17 protein-coding genes are annotated in these 16,848 nt (G+C 70.3%); 9 read left to right on the forward strand and 8 right to left on the reverse strand.

The genetic code is table 11. The features are described 5' to 3' along the window. The first annotated feature begins 85 nt into the window (after positions 1–85). Complete coding sequence (locus BWI15_RS29270; RefSeq protein ID WP_077017774.1) at positions 86–277, forward strand: DUF3073 domain-containing protein; 192 nt, start codon at positions 86–88, stop codon at positions 275–277. Between the two features lie 246 nt (positions 278–523). Here BWI15_RS29270 and purM read toward each other — a convergent pair whose 3' ends face one another. The 3 genes from purM to BWI15_RS39565 form a co-directional block, all read right to left on the reverse strand. Then, on the reverse strand, positions 524–1,594 hold the full coding sequence (purM, locus tag BWI15_RS29275; RefSeq protein WP_077019377.1) for a phosphoribosylformylglycinamidine cyclo-ligase: 1,071 nt from the start codon (positions 1,592–1,594) through the stop codon (positions 524–526). A gap of 171 nt (positions 1,595–1,765) precedes the next feature. Beyond that, complete coding sequence (gene purF, locus BWI15_RS29280; protein WP_077017775.1) at positions 1,766–3,328, reverse strand: amidophosphoribosyltransferase; 1,563 nt, start codon at positions 3,326–3,328, stop codon at positions 1,766–1,768. A 24-nt stretch (positions 3,329–3,352) separates the two neighbouring features. Beyond that, complete coding sequence (locus BWI15_RS39565; protein WP_168197393.1) at positions 3,353–3,493, reverse strand: hypothetical protein; 141 nt, start codon at positions 3,491–3,493, stop codon at positions 3,353–3,355. Positions 3,494–3,725: 232 nt separating this feature from the next. On the opposite strand from BWI15_RS39565, the gene BWI15_RS29285 reads away from it, so the two are divergent. Then, positions 3,726–4,580, forward strand: coding sequence for a helix-turn-helix transcriptional regulator (locus tag BWI15_RS29285; RefSeq protein WP_237771511.1), 855 nt, complete (start codon positions 3,726–3,728; stop codon positions 4,578–4,580). A gap of 585 nt (positions 4,581–5,165) precedes the next feature. Further along, positions 5,166–5,606 carry an SRPBCC family protein gene (locus tag BWI15_RS29290; RefSeq protein ID WP_077017776.1) on the forward strand — a complete coding sequence of 147 codons (441 nt, stop codon included), beginning with the start codon at positions 5,166–5,168 and terminating at the stop codon, positions 5,604–5,606. On the opposite strand, the gene BWI15_RS29295 is transcribed toward BWI15_RS29290, so the two are convergent. The 5 genes from BWI15_RS29295 to BWI15_RS29315 are packed head-to-tail and all read right to left on the reverse strand — an operon-like array spanning position 5,603 to position 11,271. Further along, the gene (locus tag BWI15_RS29295) at positions 5,603–6,973 is read right to left on the reverse strand and encodes an NAD(P)(+) transhydrogenase (Re/Si-specific) subunit beta (protein ID WP_077017777.1); all 1,371 of its coding nucleotides are present in this window, start codon (positions 6,971–6,973) and stop codon (positions 5,603–5,605) included. The genes BWI15_RS29290 and BWI15_RS29295 overlap by 4 nt on opposite strands. Then, positions 6,970–7,275 (reverse strand): NAD(P) transhydrogenase subunit alpha, encoded by a 306-nt coding sequence (locus tag BWI15_RS29300; RefSeq protein WP_077017778.1) that lies wholly within the window; start codon positions 7,273–7,275, stop codon positions 6,970–6,972. The genes BWI15_RS29295 and BWI15_RS29300 overlap by 4 nt, the downstream gene beginning before the upstream one ends. Beyond that, complete coding sequence (locus tag BWI15_RS29305; protein WP_077017779.1) at positions 7,275–8,396, reverse strand: NAD(P) transhydrogenase subunit alpha; 1,122 nt, start codon at positions 8,394–8,396, stop codon at positions 7,275–7,277. Before BWI15_RS29305 ends, BWI15_RS29300 begins: the two co-directional genes overlap by 1 nt. Positions 8,397–8,444: 48 nt before the next feature. Beyond that, complete coding sequence (locus tag BWI15_RS29310) at positions 8,445–9,773, reverse strand: dipeptidase (RefSeq protein ID WP_077017780.1); 1,329 nt, start codon at positions 9,771–9,773, stop codon at positions 8,445–8,447. A gap of 31 nt (positions 9,774–9,804) precedes the next feature. Then, entirely contained in the window at positions 9,805–11,271 is a 1,467-nt protein-coding gene (locus BWI15_RS29315; protein WP_077017781.1) for a serine/threonine-protein kinase, read from the reverse strand. A 168-nt stretch (positions 11,272–11,439) separates the two neighbouring features. Between BWI15_RS29315 and BWI15_RS29320 the strand changes: the two genes are divergently transcribed. The 6 genes from BWI15_RS29320 (at position 11,440) to BWI15_RS29345 (ending at position 16,837) form a co-directional block, all read left to right on the forward strand. Continuing rightward, a complete protein-coding gene (locus BWI15_RS29320) occupies positions 11,440–12,633 on the forward strand; it encodes a hypothetical protein (RefSeq protein WP_077017782.1) in 1,194 nt (397 codons plus the stop codon). Continuing rightward, positions 12,633–13,754, forward strand: a complete 1,122-nt coding sequence (locus BWI15_RS29325) for a hypothetical protein (protein ID WP_077017783.1) — start codon at positions 12,633–12,635, stop codon at positions 13,752–13,754. Before BWI15_RS29320 ends, BWI15_RS29325 begins: the two co-directional genes overlap by 1 nt. 61 nt (positions 13,755–13,815) lie before the next feature. Next, positions 13,816–14,550 carry a metallophosphoesterase family protein gene (locus BWI15_RS29330; protein ID WP_077017784.1) on the forward strand — a complete coding sequence of 245 codons (735 nt, stop codon included), beginning with the start codon at positions 13,816–13,818 and terminating at the stop codon, positions 14,548–14,550. Positions 14,551–14,567: 17 nt separating this feature from the next. Further along, a complete protein-coding gene (locus BWI15_RS29335) occupies positions 14,568–15,698 on the forward strand; it encodes a histidine kinase (RefSeq protein WP_077017785.1) in 1,131 nt (376 codons plus the stop codon). A 10-nt stretch (positions 15,699–15,708) separates the two neighbouring features. Further along, positions 15,709–16,455 (forward strand): LytR/AlgR family response regulator transcription factor, encoded by a 747-nt coding sequence (locus BWI15_RS29340; RefSeq protein WP_077017786.1) that lies wholly within the window; start codon positions 15,709–15,711, stop codon positions 16,453–16,455. 1 nt (position 16,456) lies between these two features. After that, positions 16,457–16,837: a hypothetical protein gene (locus tag BWI15_RS29345; protein ID WP_077017787.1), complete on the forward strand. Its 381-nt coding sequence runs from the start codon at positions 16,457–16,459 to the stop codon at positions 16,835–16,837. Positions 16,838–16,848 lie beyond the last annotated feature (11 nt).

Below are 16,848 nucleotides of genomic sequence, written 5' to 3' on the forward strand. Positions count from 1 at the left end.
GGTAACCTAGAACCACGATTACTGACGACTGATCCGTGGGCGCCACGCTGCGTACCCGGTTGACTTGTGCGAGGGGGTCGACGCTATGGGGCGCGGCCGTGCAAAGGCCAAGCAGACGAAGGTCGCTCGCGACCTGAAGTACCGCACCTGGGAGACCGACTTGGAGCAGCTCAAGCGTGAGCTGGCCGGTGGGGCCGAGGGCGGTACCAGTTCTGTGAACGGTGACTACGACGCAGACGCCGGCGATGACGCCGACGACTACCACCCCCGTCGGTAAAGCGACAGCAGCTCCAGTGACTGGTCCATGCGCCTGAGGCGCCTGGACCAGTCAGCTGTGCTCGACCCGACGGAGTTCGTCACACCAGTACCGCAGGTCCTGTTGGCCTGCCGTTTTTTCTGCCGCGTTCAGGCGCTGGTGTGGCTCACGAGCCTGTCCGCGACAGGCGGCGCTCACCCGCGGTGAACGCCACCTGAGCGGTCCCGGCTGCGGACCACGAGGCACTGCGTCGTACCCCGGCGCCGGTCAGCTCGCGTAGTCGCCCTGCAGCTCGACACCGGTGGTGCCGGTGCTGACCTCGCCGCAGACCCAGGCGGGGATGTCGCGCTCGGCGAGGACGGCGATCGCGCGGTCCGCGGTGGACGGGTCCAGGACGGCGACCATGCCGACGCCCATGTTCAGCGTCTTCTCCAGCTCGAGCTGCGGGACGTCGCCGAGCTTGCCGACCAGGCCGAAGACCGGCGCCGGCGTCCAGGTGGACCGGTCGATCCGGACCGCCAGTTCGTCGGGGATCACGCGGGCCAGGTTCGCCGCGAAGCCGCCACCGGTGATGTGCGACATCGCGTGCAGCGGACGCTCGCCGTCGGCGTTCAGCGCCCGGATCAGCTCCAGGCAGTGCTTGGCGTAGACCCGCGTCGGCGTGATCAGGGTGTCGCCGAGCGTGCCACCGAACTCCGGAACCTCACGGTCGAGCTGCCAGCCGGCCCGGTCGAAGAAGACGTGCCGGACCAGGGAGTACCCGTTCGAGTGCAGGCCGGACGAGGCCATCGCGAGCACGACGTCCCCGGCCTTGACCCGCTCCGCGCCGAGCAGCTCGTCGGCCTCGACGACCCCGGTCGCGGCGCCGGCGACGTCGTACTCGTCGGCCTCCAGCAAGCCTGGGTGCTCGGCCGTCTCACCGCCGACCAGCGCCGTACCGGCCTCGACACAGGCCTCGGCGATGCCCTTGACGATCTGCGCGATCGTCTCCGGGACCACCTTGCCGGTGCAGATGTAGTCGGTCATGAACAGCGGCTCGGCACCGCAGACCACCAGGTCGTCGACGACCATGCCGACCAGGTCGAACCCGATCGTGTCGTGCCGGTCCAGCTTCTGCGCGATCGCGACCTTGGTCCCGACGCCGTCGGTGGAGGTGGCCAGCAGCGGCCGCCGGTACGCCGTCAGCGCGCTGGCGTCGAACAGCCCGGCGAAACCACCGAGCCCCCCGACCACCTCGGGACGGGTCGCCTTGGACACCCACTCCTTCATCAGCTCGACGGCCCGGTCCCCGGCCTCGATGTCGACTCCGGCGGCGGCGTAGCTCGCGCCCTGGCTCACGGTGTTCTCCTTCGTCGGCGGGACGGCGTCCCGGAAGTTCGCCGGCCGGCGACGGGCGCGGTCGCGTGCGCCGCGGACGTCCACCGGCCGATGTCGCCGGACGCCCAGCCCGGCCGGGGCCCGCGGGACGCGGACGCTGCGGTCGGGAGCTGGGTCATCGGACGAGGGTGGCTACGGGCGGGACAGGGCGTCCGCGGCGCCGGCGCCGCCGGAGACCGACGCCAGGCCGTCGGCGTCGGTGCTGACCGGCACCTCCAGCAGGTGCTTGCCCAGGCGCTCCGGGTCCGGCAGCTCGACCGGGTAGACCCCGTCGAAGCAGGCGCGGCAGAGCTTGTCCTTCGGCACCGTGGTGGCCTCGATCAGCCCGTCGAGGCTGATGTAACCGAGCGAGTCGGCGCCGATCGAGCGGCAGATCTCCTCGGTGTTCAGGCCGTTGGCGATCAGCTCCGCGCGGCTGGCGAAGTCGATGCCGTAGAAGCACGGCCACTTCACCGGCGGCGACGAGATCCGGACGTGGATCTCGGCCGCGCCCGCCTCGCGCAGCATCCGGATCACCGCACGCTGGGTGTTGCCGCGCACGATCGAGTCGTCGACCACGACCAGCCGTTTGCCCTCGATCACCTCGCGCAGCGGGTTGAGCTTGAGCCGGATGCCGAGCTGGCGGATGGTCTGGCTGGGCTGGATGAAGGTCCGGCCGACGTAGGCGTTCTTGACCAGGCCCGACCCGTACGGGATGCCCGAGGCCTCGGCGTAGCCGATCGCGCCCGGCGTACCGGACTCCGGCGTGGCGATCACCAGGTCGGCGTCGACCGGGTGCTCCTTGGCCAGCCGGCGGCCGACCTCGACCCGGGTCGAGTGGATCCGCTGGCCGGAGATCTGGGTGTCCGGCCGGGCCAGGTAGACGAACTCGAACAGGCAGCCCTTGAGGTCCGGCTCGGCGAACTTGGTGGAGCGCAGGCCGTTCTCGTCGATCGCGACGATCTCGCCCGGCTCGACCTCACGGATGAAGCTGGCGCCGACGATGTCGAGGGCCGCGGTCTCGCTGGCGACCACCCAGCCCCGCTCGAGCCGGCCCAGCACCAGCGGGCGGATGCCCTGCGGGTCGCGGGCGGCGTACAGGGTGGACTCGTCCATGAAGATCAGGCTGAACGCGCCCTTGACCTTCGGCAGCACCCGCGCGGCCGCCTGCTCGACGCTCAGGTCCGGGTACGCCGCGAGCATCGAGGTGAGGATGTCGGTGTCGGACGAGGCGCCGTGCTTGGCGTTCGCCTTGGCGTGCTCGACCTCCAGGTCCAGCCCGAGATCCAGGTCGTCGCTGCCGTCGAGCGTGGCCGCGAGGTCACCGGTGTTGGTCAGGTTGCCGTTGTGGGCGAGCGCCACCGACCCGGTCGCGGTGGACCGGAAGGTCGGCTGCGCGTTCGCCCAGACGCTGGAGCCGGTCGTCGAGTACCGGCAGTGCCCGACGGCGATGTGCCCCCGCAGCGACGCCAGCGTCGCTTCGTCGAACACCTGGCTGACCAGCCCCATGTCCTTGTAGACCAGGATCTGGCTGCCGTTGCCGACCGCGATCCCGGCCGACTCCTGCCCTCGGTGCTGCAGGGCGTAGAGACCGAAATAGGTGAGTTTGGCGACCTCTTCCCCAGGAGCCCAGACTCCGAAGACGCCACAGGCGTCCTGCGGACCCAGATCCTGCGGGTCGAGATCATGAGTGAGCCGACCATCGCCACGAGCCACGGGCAACAGTCTACGGGACTGCTGTCACCAGCAAACGCCGCACGCTGCGTGCGGGTCGTCGGACACCGGCGGGTCCTCCCCCGCGACCGCCGAACCGGTCGTCAGCCACGCCGAGCCGGCCAGCAGCCCCGCCGAAACCGCCACCATCAGAAACCTCTTGATCACAGCCAGTCCCCTCCGAAATAATCCGAAACCGTCTACTGAACGCGCTAAATCGACGCACCCTGTATATGGTCGGTTCCCAACAAGCGTTGGAAGGGTGTGGAAAGTGCTGGAACCGCTGGGCCTGGACGAGGCGACCGCTGCGGTCTATGACGCCCTCCTCCGCGCACCGGACAGTACGCCACAGGAGATTGCCGCGCGAGTGAATCGGCCATTGGCCGAGGTTCACCAGCTAATGGACGAGTTGCGCAAACTCGACCTTCTGGTCCCCACCTGGACCGATCCCGGCGTCGAGCACGCCGTGCACCCCCGGGTCGGCCTGGCCGGCCTGGTCGAGCGCAGGCGCAGCGAGCTCAACCGGAAGCTCGGCGAGCTGGCCGAGGCGTCGGCGGCGGCCGAGGTGATGGCCGAGCAGTACAACGAGCTGCTCACCTCCCGCACCAGTGGTGACGTCGAGGTGCTCAAGGGCCGGGCGAACGCCTCCCGCCGGATCGAGGAGCTGGGCGCCAAGGCCCGCGAGAGCTTCTGGGGCCTGATCCCCGCCCATGTCGACGACATCGTCGCCCCGCCCGAAGAGTCCCCCGACCTGCCGCTGCTGGAGCGCGGGATCAAGATGCGCAGCGTCTACCTGCAGAGCATGACGGTGTCCAAGCCCGGTCTCGAGTACGCCGCGTACATGCACAAGCGGGGTAACGAGGTCCGCGCGACGCCCACGCTGCCGCTGCGGCTGCTGATCATCGACCAGGAGATCGCGATCATGCCGCTGGACCCGGCCGTGGAGAGCGCCGGCGCCGTGATCCACCGCAGCCCCGCGGTCGTCGCCCTCGCACTGGCCCTGTTCGACGCGTACTGGTCCCGCGCCACCGACCTGTTCGCCCCCGAGGACCGCGACAACGACTCGCCGCTCACCCCGCACGAGGCCGAGGTGCTCCGCCTCCTGGCCGGCGGCGCCAAGGACGAGCAGGTCGCCCGGCTGCTGGGCATTTCTCTGCGCACCGCCCGCCGGATCACCGCCAATCTCTCGGACCGCCTGGACGCCACTTCTCGTTTCGAATTGGGAGTGGCCGCCGCAAAACGCGGCTGGGTCTGACGCTGCATTTCCGGCAATTCGTACGCCGGGCACAGCGGAATTCTGATCGAGACGGCAAGTCGACCCGCACGGCCTGCATTTCCCGCGGCCGTACAAATCACTCTTGCCGCGCGCTCCGTCATCACGGATTCTCTGCGCCCAGGACGTCGTCGCCGACCGGTCCCGCAGGTCAGCCCGCAGAGCGGCCGACCAGATCCAGCCCGGCGCTCGGCGGAAAACCGCACGTGCCGGCGGCCGCGGCAAATCCAGTGCGGAATCATCTGGACTGGACCGGTTCACCATCTACGGTGGCAAGATTGTGCCATTGGGGTTGTGCTCGCGGTAAAAAAGTGCAAGAGCTACCGGCAATGGCTCCAGGCGGCGCTTCGTGTGGTATTGCCGAGCTAATCGAAGCGGCGGAGTGGGCGCTCCGGACGTCCGCCGGCGCGCTATTCCGCCGACTCCAGCCGGAGGATTCGGCCGGATCTCGCGGGCAGGTCGAGGGCTTCGGCCACCGGCGTGCCGTCACGGCGGATGGTCAGCGTCTGGTCGACCGGGCTGACGTTCAGGGCGCAACCTGGTGGAAACTGAGGGCAGGAGGCAACCGTGGGTGTCGACGTCTTGAGCGAGATCGTGATCGACCGGCCGCTGCCGGTGGTCGTCGACTACGCCGCGAACCCGGCGAACGCGCCGGAATGGTACGTGAACATCGAGTCGGTGCAGTGGCGGACGACGCCGCCGGTCGCGGTGGGCTCCCGGCTCGACTTCGTGGCGCGGTTTCTCGGGCGGCGGCTCGCCTACACCTACGAGGTCGTCGAGTTGGTCCCCGACGAGCGGCTGGTGATGCGGACCGCTCAAGGGCCGTTTCCGATGGAGACCAGTTACCAGTGGTCGGCCGAGTCCGCGCGGAGTACGCGGATGACGCTGCGGAACCGTGGCGAACCGTCGGGGTTCGCCACGGTCGCGGCGCCGTTGCTGGCCGGCGCGATGCGCCGGGCCAACCAGAAGGACCTTGCGCGACTGAAGGCTCTGCTGGAGAGCCGTTAGACCGTCTTGACCGACGCCAGGAGTTTGGCGAGCGACTCGCGGGCGTCGCCGAACAGCAGGGTGGTGCGGGGGTCGTAGAGCAGCTCGTTCTCGATGCCGGCGAAACCCGGGCGCATGGAGCGTTTGAGGAAGATGACGCGCTGGGCCTCGTCGGCGTTGAGGATCGGCATGCCGTAGATGGGGGCGCTGGGCGTGGTCCGGGCCGCCGGGTTGACGACGTCGTTGGCGCCGACGACCAGGACGACGTCGGCCTGCTTGAAGTCGCCGTTGATCTCGTCCATCTCGCGCAGCTGCTCGTACGGGACCTGGGCCTCGGCGAGCAGTACGTTCATGTGGCCGGGCATCCGGCCGGCCACCGGGTGGATGGCGTAGTCGACCTTGACGCCGCGGCCCTGCAGCTCCTCGACCAGGTCGCGCAGGGTGTGCTGCGCCTGCGCCACGGCCAGGCCGTAGCCGGGCACGATGATCACGCGCTGGGCGTAGCCGAGCAGGATCGCGACGTCCTCGGCGCTCCCGGAGATCACCGGCCGGTCGGACGCCGTACCGCCACCGAGCGTCGAACCACCGCGGACCGCGCCGAAGAGGATGTTGAAGACCGACCGGCCCATCGCGTCGGCCATCAGCTTGGTCAGCAACGTACCGGCCGCGCCGACCAGGGTGCCGGCGACCAGCAGCAGCGTGTTGCCGAGCACGTAGCCGCCCGCCGCGACGGTCAGGCCGGTGAACGCGTTCAGCAGCGAGATGACGATCGGTACGTCGGCACCGCCGACCGGCAGCACCAGCATCACGCCGACCGCGAGCCCCAGCAGGCAGAGCAGAACGCCGACCAGGACGCGCGGCTCCGAGACCAGCCAGACCGACACCGCGACCCCGCCGAGCAGCCCGGCCACGAACAGCACCGGCAGCCCGGGGAAGGTGATCGGGCGGGTGGTCATCAGTTCCTGCAGCTTCGCGAACGTGACGATCGAGCCGGAGAACGAGATCGCCCCGACCAGGACCGTGAACGCCGTGGCGATCGCGGCGACGGTCTGGCCGTCCTGGACGTGGTCGAGTTCCATCAGCGCGACCAGGGCGGCCGCGCCACCACCGACACCGTTGAACAGCGCGACCAGCTGCGGCATGTGCGTCATCTGCACCCGCCGCGATCCGACCACTCCGCCGACCGTGCCGATCAGCAGCGCGATCAGGATCGGGACCAGGTTGTCGGGCTTGTAGGCGATGAACGTGATGATCACGGCCAGTACGGCGCCGGCCGCGCCGAGGGCGTTACCGGTCCGCGCGGTCTTCGGCGAGGAAAGCGCCTTCAGCGCGAGGATGAAGCAGACCGCGGCGACCAGGTAGCCGATCTGCGCCCAGGTGCCGATCACTTGTGCAGCTCCTTCTTGCGACCGCCCGGACCACGGAACATCTCCAGCATCCGGTCGGTGACGACGAAGCCGCCGACCATGTTCACCGTCGCCAGTACGACGGCCAGCAGCCCGACGATCACCACCGGCACCGACTCGGCCTGCCCGGTGACGATGATCGCGCCGACCAGGATGACGCCGTGGATCGCGTTGGCGCCGGACATCAACGGGGTGTGCAGGGTCGCCGACACCTTGCTGATCACCTCGACACCGACGAATGCCGCGAGCACGAAGATCGTCAGCAGGGCAATGGATTCGGTCATCAGCTCTGACCTTCCAGAAGTTCGCGGGTCGGCTCGTGCAGGACCTTGCCGTCGTGCGTCACACAGCACCCGGCCACGATCTCGTCGCTGAAGTCGGGATCGAAGGCGGCGTTGCGGGTCATCAACGTGATCAGGTTCGCCACGTTCTGGCCGTACAGCCGGCTGGCCGGACCGGCCATCTGGCTGGGCACGTTGGAACCGCCCCAGACCAGCGCGTTGCCGATCATCAGTTCGGTGCCGGCCACCGAGCCCTCGACGTTGCCGCCCTGCTCGGAGGCCAGGTCGACGACGACCGAGCCGGGCTTCATCTGCTCGACCATCTCCCGGGTGACCAGGATCGGCGCGGTCCGTCCCGGCACCGCGGCCGTGGTGATCACCGCGTCCGCGCCGGCGACGTACGGCGCGAGCAGCTCGCGCTGCAGCTGCGCGCGTTCGGGCGTCATCTCGCGGGCGTAACCGCCCGGGCCGTCCAGCGTGCCGAGCTCGAGCTCGATCGGCTGCGCGCCCATCGACGCGATCTCCTCGGCCGCGGCCGTCCGGACGTCGTACGCCTTGACGACGGCGCCGAGGCGCTTCGCGGTCGCGATCGCCTGCAGTCCGGCGACGCCGGCGCCCAGGACCAGCACCTGGGCCGGCGGCACCGTGCCGGCGGCGGTCATGTTCAGCGGGAAGAACCGGGGCAGCCGCTCGGCCGCGACGATCGCCGCGCGGTAGCCGGCCACCAACGCCTGCGAGGACAGCGCGTCCATCGCCTGCGCCCGGGAGATCCGCGGGATCAGCTCCATCGCGAACGCCGTCAGCTTGGCGCGGGTCGCGGCCCGGACCACGTCCGGCGGGTTCGTCGGCAGGAACGACATCAGCGCGGTGCCGGCGTGCAGCCGCTGCAGGCGTTCGCGCTCCAGCGGCTGGACCGAGACCACCACCGTCGCCGCGTGGTCGGCGCCCCAGGCGACTTCCGCACCGGCCTCCCGGTAGGCGTCGTCGGAGAACAGCGCCCGCTCACCGGCCGCGGGCTCGACGGCGACCTCGTACCCGAGCTGGACGAGTTTGACGACTTGTTCCGGCACCAGCGCCACCCGGCGCTCGGCCGGACGGGTCTCTCGCACGACTGCGATCTTCACTCGCCGAAACCTATGCCAAACTCTGGGTCGCCGGAAAGCCCGCTCGCCCTAACCGGCCAAGTTCTTCAACAGGTGCGCTTCGGCCAGGCAGACCTTGGCGAACTCCGCCAGGTGCAGGCCCTCGTCGATGCCGTGGGCCCGGGTGTCGGGATCCTCCACGCCGGTGACCAGAACGGCGGCCTGTGGGAAGGCCTGCTGGAACTCGGCGATGAACGGGATCGAGCCGCCCATGCCGGTGTCGACCGGCTCGACGCCCCAGGCCTCGGCGAACGCCGTACGGGCCGCGTCGTAGGCCGCGCCGCGCGCGTTGATCGAGCAGGGCTGGCCGAGGTCGCCGTCGGTCACGGTGACCTGCGCACCCCACGGCGCGTTCTGCTCGAGATGGTTGCGCAGGGCCTGCATCGCCTTGGCCGCGTCGTCACCCGGCGCGACCCGCAGGCTGACCTTCGCCCGGGCGACCGGCACGAGGGTGTTGCTGGCGTCGGCGACCCGCGGCGCGTCGATCGCCAGGACGGCGATCGCCGGGCGCGTCCACAGCCGGTCGACCAGCGAGCCGGAGCCGATCAGCCGGACCTGGTCGAGCACGCTCGACTCGGCCCGGAACCGGTCCTCCGGGTAGTCCAGCTCGGCCGCGCGGCTCGCGTACAGGCCGTCGACCGCGACGTCGCCGTTGTCGTCGTGCAGCGTCGCCAGCAACCGGCACAGCGCGGTCAGCGCGTCCGGCACGGCGCCGCCGAACAAACCCGAGTGCACGGCATGGTCGAGCGTCCGTACCTCCACGTAGCAGTCGACCAGGCCGCGCAGCGACACGGTCAACGCCGGCTGGCCGATCGCCCAGTTGCCCGAGTCGGCGATCACGATCGCGTCCGAGGTCAGCTCGTCGGAGTACTCGTCCAGCAACTGCAGCAGCGTCGGCGAACCGATCTCCTCCTCGCCCTCGACGAACACCGTCACCCCGACCGGAAGATCGTTGCCAAAGGCCCGTACGGCGGCCAGGTGCGCGGCGATCCCGGCCTTGTCGTCGGCCGCGCCCCGGGCGTACAGCCGGTCACCGCGCTCGGTCGGCTCGAACGGCTCCGAGGTCCACTCTTCGACGTTGCCGGTCGGCTGGACGTCGTGGTGCGCGTAGAGCAGCACGGTCGGCTTGCCCGCCGGCGCCGGCTTCTTCGCGATCACCGCGGGCGCGCCCTCGCCCGCGCGCACGATCTTCACCGTGAACCCCTCCGCCTCGAACAGCGCGGCGGTCGCCTCGGCCGACCGCTGGACGTCGGCCGCACGGGCCGGGTCCGCACTGACCGAGGGAATCCGGATCAGGTCCTCGAGGTCGGCACGGACGGAGGGCAGAACGCGGTCGATCGCCGCACGCAGGTCGGTCATGCCGCCTACCGTACTGCCAGCCGCCGCCGGTCTACCCGGCTCTCCCGTTGTAGATCACGGAGTTCAGCACGTCGGTCAGCTCCTGCGCATCGCCACGGACCTGGACGCGCAGCAGCTGGTTGCCGGAGACCTTCCGGTACCGCTCCATCACGTCGGCGTTGTCGTTGCACTCGTACTTGAAGGTGATCTGCGGTTGGTCGCCGGCCGGTGTGGTGTCCGTACCGTTGGGGGAACACCCGGTGGGCGCCGTACCGGTGGTCGGCAGGTTGGTCTGGCTGAGCAGGCCCACGAAGACGCCAGAGGTGTTCGCATCGCTCGGCCAGGCCGAGGTGTCCTCGCTGACCAGCAACGCGAACGGCTCGTCCCGGGTGGACTTCTGGTCCCAGCTCCGCGGCACCTCGACCTTGACGTTGCGCTCGACCACCTCGACCGGCCGGCTCATCACCAGCTCGTAGCCGGCGTACCCACCGCCACCGGCCAGCAGCACCGCCAGTACGGCGGCGATCCAGCCGGCTCTTTTGTTCCGGCGAGGCGCAGGCTCGACCCCGACAGTCGCCTCGGCGTCCGCGCCGCCCACGGTCTTGGCGTCGGCCGGAGTCGCCAGCTGGGTCTCCTGGTCGATTCCACCCGGCCCGGTGGGCACCGGCAGTTCCTCGGCCGGGACCAGCCCGGCCGGGATCTTGCCGGTCGTGTGGGCCTCGCGCAACGCGTTGAGAAAGCTGTCCAGGTCGGGCCAGCGCTTCTCGCGGTCCGGCTCGAGCGCGCGGCGGACGACGGCGTCGATCGCGTCCGGCACGTCCTCGCGCAGGGTGCTCATCGACGGCGGCGGCGCATCGATCCGCATCACCGCGCCGAGACTGGCCACGCCGTGCGGCGCCTGGCCGGTGAACGCGGCGTACGCGACGGCGCCGAGCGAGTACAGATCGGCGCGGTGGTCGAGCCGGTCGCCCATCACCTGCTCCGGCGCGACGTAGGCCGGCGTACCGCCCGGCATCGTCAACTGGGACACGGTTTCCAGCGACTTGCCCAGGCCGAGGTCGCCGAGCATCGCCCGGTCGCCGGACGGATCGGTCCGGAACAGGACGTTCGCGGGCTTCACGTCACGGTGCAGGACGCCGCGGGCGTGCAACTGCTTGAGTCCGCTGCCGACCTGGGTGATCACCTCGACCACCTCGGCGACCTCCAGCGGGCCGGCCTTGATCTTGTCGGCCAGCGACCCGCCGTCGGCGTAGGTCAGCACCAGGTACGGCCGGCCGTCCTCGGTCTCGCCGACGTCGTGCACCCCGACCACGTGCGGCGAGTCGACCCGGCGCAGGAAGCGTCCCTCGGCCAGGAACCGGCGCCGGACGTCGTCCTCGTCGATCCAGTTGTCGGACAGGATCTTGACCGCGACCTCGGCGTCCAGCTGCTCGTCCCGGGCCAGCCAGACGGTCGCGAAACCGCCGGCACCCACCCGGCGGACCAGGGAGTACCGGCCGATCCGGGGTGGCTGGTCCATGCCCGCATTATGCTCGATCCCTCCTGCGACCGCGTCGCCGGAGCGAACAAAACACTCAGTTGTGACGTCACACCGAGGATCGACCACCTCGGTCCCACCCTGTCGTGCGCGGGCGCGCGGGGTGCAGCACACTGCTGAGGACCACGACTGTTTGTTAGGAGCCTGCTCATGAGGCAGCTGAACGCGCGACTGACCGTCGTGGTCGCCGCGGTCGCGGTGGCGGCGGTCGTGGGCGGCGGCGTGTTCGCCTACCGGCAGGGACCGCAGGACAGCGACACCAGCGCGAGTCCACTGGGTGGACCGCCCAGCGCGAGTTCGACGCCGACCCCGAAGCCCACGCCGACCCCCACACCGAAACCGTCCGCCACCCCGTCCGGAACACCTTCCGTGACCCCCTCGACACCGGCAGCGAACGGATTCACCGGACCGAAGAAGGTCAAGGTGTCGCTGAGCAAGCTCGACGCGGGCCGAGCGCCGCAAGTGGTGCACGTGCTCGACCGGGTGGTCAGCGGCGGCCCGGACCAGGCGTTCAAGGCGCCCGGCACGAACCCGATCATCGCGGTTGCCCAAGCCGAGGAGACGACGTTCGTGCTGGAGAGCAGGGAGCCCGACCTCGTCCTGGTCCGAACCAGCAACGACGGCCAGAGCAGTGAGGTCCGCAACGTCACCACACTGGTCGGCGCGGTCGACGGAAGTCTCGCGGCCTTCGCCAGCCAGAAGCAGAAGTCGACCGGCGAGCAGCTCGCCGGCAGCACGGTGTACGCCGAGGGCAGCGCCGCCAACAGGTACAAGCTGAGCCTGCCCAATGCCTGGAACGTCCGGGTGATCGCAGTCGCCGCCGGCAAGGTTTTCTACGCGGCCACCCCCAGCGAGTCCGGTGTGCCCAGGCTCTACACGTGGGTGCCTGGCCGGTCCTCGGCCACGGCGGTGAAGGGCATCACCTCGCCGACCGCGGTGTCGGCCGACGGTGAGCTGGTCGCGGCGGCGGAGACGATCGGCGGCGCCGGCAGTTGCTCGAACGTGAGCGAGCTGGCCACCGGCAAGAAGCTGTGGCGGACCTGCGAGTACATGATCGCCGGCTTCACGCCCGACAAGTCGATCGTGATCGGCACCCCGGCATACGGCGACGGCTACGCCCCGTTGAGCTCTTGGCTCCTCGACGGCAAGACCGGTGCCTTGCTGCGGGAATGGACCGGCGTGGCCTTCCGGGAGGTCCGGGCCGAGGACGACCAGCACCTGCTGATGGAGGTCGACGACGGCCCGGAGACCAAGGGCGCGATCATCCGGTGCACGATCAGTACCGGCGACTGCGAACGCGCCACTCCGATCACCCCCGGCGACGAGTTCGGGCTCGGCGGCTGATGGCTGCCGGCAACACCAGACTGGTCGTCCTGGTCTCGGCTGTTGCCGTGGCGGCGGTCGCGATCGGCGGGGTGGTCGCCACCAGTCAGGGGCCCGAGGCGGACGACGACCGCCCTGGTGCCGCCTCGCCGTTGGCGGTCCGGAGCAGCCCGTCGGCCTCCGCTCAACCTGAGTTCACCGGACCCGTGAAAGTCCCGCTGCAGTTGAAGAAACTCAAGCCCGGACGCGAGCCCCAGGTGGCCTACAGCGTCGACCGGGAGATTCGCGGCGGCGCCGGCGGGACGGTCGCCGTACCGGGGTCGTCGTCGCTGCTGGAGTTCACCCGGATGGGTGAAGCGGTGTTCGCCGTGCTGTCCCGCGACGAGTACACCAGCGAACTGCTCGAACTGAAGCTCACCGGCGAGGTGGAGAAGGTGCCGGGCGTGTCCTCGCTGATCGGGACCGATGACCAGTCGGCGGTCGCGTACTCGACGCAGCCGCGGGGCAAGGACGGGATCAACCTGCCCGGCGGCACGGTCTTGTCGCAGGACACCGACGGCAACCTCCACAAGCTCACGGTTCGCGGTGTGTGGGGGATCCGGCTGCTCGCCTACCTCAACGGGACCGTCTACTACACAGCCGCCGCGAGCGACGGCGCCCCGGCGTGGAAGCTGTATGCCTGGAAGCCCGGCGAGACCGCGTCGAAGCTCGTGCCAACTCCCGGCTCGCCGACCGCGATCAGCCCCGACGGCAAGCTGGTCGCGCTGCGCACGGCACCCGGTGAGCATCGGGCCTGCTCCACGGTGAACGACCTCGCCTCCGGCCGGAGTCTGTTGCGCACCTGCGACCACGAGGTCCGCAGCTTCACCCCCGACGGCCGGACCGCGATCGCCACCCCGCCGTACGACGACGGCTGGGCGAGCGCGTCGACGGCCGCCCTCGATGTGTGGACCGGCAACGTCCTGCGCGAATGGACCGGAGCGTTTTTCGTCTCCGCCCGGGCCGAGGACGACCAGCACGTGCTGATGCTGATCGACGACCAGGAGACGATGCCGCGCGGCGTCCTGCGCTGCACGATCACGACCGGCGCCTGCGAATCCGCCGTCCCACTCGGCGGGAAGCGCATCGGCCTCGCCCGCTGAATCGTCTGCCGACAGCAGAGTCACCACCGGTACGGCGGACCGACGGGTCACACTGGTCGGCATGGAACGCATCGCGGTGCTGGCCGACATTCACGGCGTCCTGCCCGCGCTCGAGGCCGTGCTGGCGGAGCCGGACGTGCAGAGCGCCGACGTCGTCGTACTGGCAGGTGATCTCGCGGCCGGCCCTCAGCCGGTGGAGACGCTGGATCTCCTGCAGGGATTGGGCGATCGGGCCGTCTGGGTGCGTGGCAACGCCGATCGCGAGTTGGTGTCGATGGCCCGTGGCGAGCAGCTGGATCCGCCCGATCAGGTGAGCCCGTGGGCCGCGGCGGAGCTCCGGCCGGACCAGGTCGAGCTGTTGTCCTCCCTGCCGCTCACCGTGACGATCGGCGACGTCCTGTTCTGCCACGCGACGCCCCGCACCGACGAGGAGGTCGTGCTGGTCGACAGCCCGATCACCCGGTGGGAACAGGTTCTCGGCGGCGTACCGGACGAGATCCGCACGATCGTCTGCGGGCACACGCACATGCCGTTCGCCCGGCAGGTCGACCGACGGCTGGTGGTGAACGCCGGCAGCGTCGGCATGCCGTACGGCGCACCTGGTCCCAGCTGGGCCCTGCTGACCGGCTCAGACGTCCAGCTGCGACGGGCAGCGGTCGACTTGGACGCCGCCGCCGACCGCGTCGTCGCCGAGTCCGGCTACCCGGACCGGGCCGCCTGGGCCGACGAGTACATCCGCACCAACTACTCCGACACCGAGGCGCTGGCCGCGTTCACACCCCGCGCGAAGGGCTGAGCGGCTACCGTCAAGGCATGTTCGCGCGGCGGCGGAAGCATTTCGGGACTCTGGCTGACAAGGCGACGTATGCCACGTTGCACACCGCCTCGCTGGCCTCGCCGCACCTGCGCGAAGGGCTGACGCCGGTCGCCGCCGGGCGGGCGAGCAAGCACCTGCGGGACCTGCTCGGTACGGCGGCGATCGCGATCTGCGACGCGTCGGGAGTGCTGGCATGGGACGGGGTCGGCGGGGCGTACGAGAGCAACCATCGCGTCGACGCGAAGGCGATCGCGGCGATGACGCTGCGCAGCGGGCGGACCGCCGTACTGGGGGCGCACGACGTCGCCTGTGGGGATCCGCAGTGCCCGGTCCGGACCGCCGTGGTCGCGCCGATCGTGACCGAGGACCGGGTGGTCGCCGTCCTGGTCGCGTACAGCCCGCGCTCGTCGGCCGCGCTGGTACGGGCCACCGAGGAGGTCGCCCGCTGGGTGTCGGGCCAAGTCGAGCTGGCCGAGCTCAACAAGGAGCGGACCCGCGCGATGGAGGCCGAACTGCGGGCGCTCCGGGCGCAGATCAGCCCGCACTTCATCTACAACGCGCTGGCGGCGATCGCGTCGTTCGTGCGGACCGATCCCGAGCGGGCGCGCGAGCTACTGCTGGAGTTCGCCGACTTCTCCCGGTACGCGCTGCGCCGCGGCGGGGAGTTCACCACGCTGTCCGACGAGCTGCGCAACGTCGAGCGGTACCTCGTCCTGGAGCAGGCGCGGTTCGGCGAGCGGCTGACGGTGTCCTTGCTGATCGCGCCGGAGGTGCTGTCGGTGGCGATCCCGTTCCTGGTCGTCCAGCCGCTGGTCGAGAACGCCGTACGGCACGGGCTGGAGGGCACCACCGGCGTCGGGCAGATCACGATCCGGGCGATGGACCGCGGCTCGGAGGCCGAGATCAGCGTCGAGGACGACGGCGCCGGCAGCGACCCCGAGGTGATCCGGGCCGCCCTGTCCGGCCAGTCCGGCAGCGACTCGATCGGCCTCGGCAACGTCGACGCCCGCCTGCGCCAGGTGTACGGCGACGCGTACGGCCTGGTCGTCGAGACCGCGGTGGAAGCAGGGACAAAGGTCAGCTTCCGGGTGCCCAAATACTCCTCAGGGGTGCATGCCTCCATCTAGTGTGTGGCGCATGGCCGACACTCCCCTGCGCGCGCTGGTCGCCGACGACGAGGAGCCGGCGCTGGCCGAGCTGGTCTACCTGCTGTCCCGCGACGACCGGATCGGCCCGATCCAGACCGCGTCGAACGGGCCGGACGCGTTGAAGATCCTGCAGGCCGCCGACATCGACGTGGTGTTCTGCGACATCAAGATGCCGGGGCTGGACGGGATCGACCTCGCCAAGGTGCTGTCGAAGTTCGCCAACCCGCCGCAGATCGTGTTCGTCACGGCGTACGACGAGCACGCGGTAGCGGCCTTCGAGCTGGAGGCGACCGACTACGTGATGAAGCCGGTCCGCGCCGAGCGGCTGGCCGAGGCGGTCCGCCGGGTGGTCAACGCCGGTGGCCCGCAGGTGGTGCACTCGCCGGAGGAGACCGACGACGAGACGATCCCGGTCGAGCTCGCGGGTGTGACGCGGTTCGTGCAGCGGTCGGCGGTTCGCTACGTCGAGGCGCAGGGCGACTACGCGCGGCTGCACACCGGGCAGAACTCGCACCTGGTCCGGGTCCCACTCAGCACGCTCGAGGAACGCTGGCGCGACGCCGGCTTCACCCGGATCCACCGCAGCACTCTGGTCGCGCTGGCCCACGTCGACGAGATGCGCGTCGACGGTGGGCGGTGCGCCGTACGGGTCGGTGACGACTGGCTCCCGGTCAGTCGCCGGCACACCCGCGAGCTCCGCGACCTCCTGGTCCGCTCGACGTCGCTGCGAGGCTGAGATGAGTACGCCGGAAGGTCCGCGGCGGGTTCGGGTGACGAGTCCACGGACGAGCGCGGCCCGGCGGATCGGCGGGCACACCGGGACCCGGGAGATCGACGAGCAGACCCGCGTCGGCGAGGTCTACATGAGCTCGCTGATCCAGTCCCAGCTGCGCCTGGCCCTGGTCGTCATCGCCGGCACCGTGATCGGCCTGGGCAGTCTTCCGCTGTTGTTCTTCCTCGTCCCCGTCACGCGCACGGTCGCCGTCTTCGGCATCCCGCTGCCCTGGGTGCTGCTCGGCGTCGTGGTCTACCCGGTCGTCTACGTCGCCGCCCGGATCTACGTCCGCAACGCCGAACGGATCGAGACCGAGTTCACCGAGTTCGTCGGGCGGCAGTAGATGTCACCGGC

It is taken from the genome of Kribbella sp. ALI-6-A (genome assembly GCF_001984195.1).
Classification (GTDB): Bacteria; Actinomycetota; Actinomycetes; order Propionibacteriales; family Kribbellaceae; genus Kribbella.

What these genes read in the sequence shown, in the direction of transcription:
- BWI15_RS29310 (WP_077017780.1), bottom strand. Translation starts at nt 9,773, where the DNA reads ATGACCGACCTGCGTGCGGCGATCGACCGCGTTCTGCCCTCCGTCCGT.
- BWI15_RS29340 (WP_077017786.1), top strand. Translation starts at nt 15,709, where the DNA reads ATGGCCGACACTCCCCTGCGCGCGCTGGTCGCCGACGACGAGGAGCCG.
- BWI15_RS29335 (WP_077017785.1), top strand. Translation starts at nt 14,568, where the DNA reads ATGTTCGCGCGGCGGCGGAAGCATTTCGGGACTCTGGCTGACAAGGCG.
- BWI15_RS29330 (WP_077017784.1), top strand. Translation starts at nt 13,816, where the DNA reads ATGGAACGCATCGCGGTGCTGGCCGACATTCACGGCGTCCTGCCCGCG.
- BWI15_RS29320 (WP_077017782.1), top strand. Translation starts at nt 11,440, where the DNA reads ATGAGGCAGCTGAACGCGCGACTGACCGTCGTGGTCGCCGCGGTCGCG.
- BWI15_RS29325 (WP_077017783.1), top strand. Translation starts at nt 12,633, where the DNA reads ATGGCTGCCGGCAACACCAGACTGGTCGTCCTGGTCTCGGCTGTTGCC.
- BWI15_RS29270 (WP_077017774.1), top strand. Translation starts at nt 86, where the DNA reads ATGGGGCGCGGCCGTGCAAAGGCCAAGCAGACGAAGGTCGCTCGCGAC.
- BWI15_RS29345 (WP_077017787.1), top strand. Translation starts at nt 16,457, where the DNA reads ATGAGTACGCCGGAAGGTCCGCGGCGGGTTCGGGTGACGAGTCCACGG.
- BWI15_RS29300 (WP_077017778.1), bottom strand. Translation starts at nt 7,275, where the DNA reads ATGACCGAATCCATTGCCCTGCTGACGATCTTCGTGCTCGCGGCATTC.
- BWI15_RS29315 (WP_077017781.1), bottom strand. Translation starts at nt 11,271, where the DNA reads ATGGACCAGCCACCCCGGATCGGCCGGTACTCCCTGGTCCGCCGGGTG.
- BWI15_RS29285 (WP_237771511.1), top strand. Translation starts at nt 3,726, where the DNA reads ATGGACGAGTTGCGCAAACTCGACCTTCTGGTCCCCACCTGGACCGAT.